This is a genomic window from Streptomyces atratus (assembly GCF_014648655.1).
Lineage (GTDB): Bacteria > Actinomycetota > Actinomycetes > Streptomycetales > Streptomycetaceae > Streptomyces > Streptomyces atratus.
On record NZ_BMRN01000203.1, the window covers coordinates 1 to 874 of the forward strand.

At 65.0% G+C, this 874-nt stretch carries 1 protein-coding gene; it reads left to right on the plus strand.

The features are described 5' to 3' along the window. Positions 1-128 precede the first annotated feature (128 nt). Positions 129-874, plus strand: a 746-nt coding sequence (locus IEZ15_RS44095) for an acyltransferase domain-containing protein (RefSeq protein WP_308427527.1), incomplete at its 3' end; no start/stop codon positions are given.

Consider the following 874-nt stretch of genomic DNA (forward strand, 5'->3'; position numbering starts at 1 on the left):
AGGGGTCGGAGGTGGTTGTTTCGGCCGGGTTGCCGGTGGTGCCGGTTGTTTTGTCGGGTCGGGGTGAGGGTGCGTTGCGGGGGCAGGCGGCGCGGTTGTTGGAGCGTGTGGAGGGTGGGGGTGCGGGGTTGTCGTTGGTTGATGTGGGGTTTTCGTCGGTGGTGTCGCGTGCGGTGCTGGAGCATCGTGCGGTGATCGCGGCGTCGGATCGTGAGGATTTGGTGCGGGGGCTGGCGGGTCTTGTTGGCGGTGAGCAGGTCGCGTCGGTGGTGAGCGGTGTCACCGGGCCGGTGGGTGGGATGGCGTTTGTGTTCACGGGTCAGGGTGCGCAGCGGTTGGGTATGGGGCGTGGGTTGTATGAGGCGTTTCCGGTGTTCGCGGAGGCTTTTGATGCGGTAGTGACCGAGTTGGATGGGCGGTTGGGGTGTTCGTTGCGTGAGGTGGTGTGGGGTGGGGATGTGGAGGTGTTGAACGGGACGATGTTTGCGCAGGCGGGGTTGTTCGCGGTGGAGACGGCGTTGTTCCGGTTGGTGGAGTCGTGGGGGGTGCGTCCTGATTTTGTTCTGGGTCATTCGGTGGGTGAGATTGCGGCTGCTCATGTGGCGGGGGTGTTGTCGTTGGGTGATGCGGCGGAGTTGGTGGTGGCGCGTGGTCGGTTGATGCAGGCGTTGCCGGTGGGTGGGTTGATGGTGGCGGTGGAGGCGGCGGAGGGTGAGGTGCTGCCGTTGTTGACGGATGAGGTGGGGATCGCGGCGGTGAACGGGCCGTCGTCGGTGGTGGTGTCGGGCGTGGAGGGTGCGGTTCTCGATGTGGTCGGCAAGTTTGAGGACATGGGGCGTAAGTCGAGTGTGTTGCGGGTGTCGCATGCGTTTCA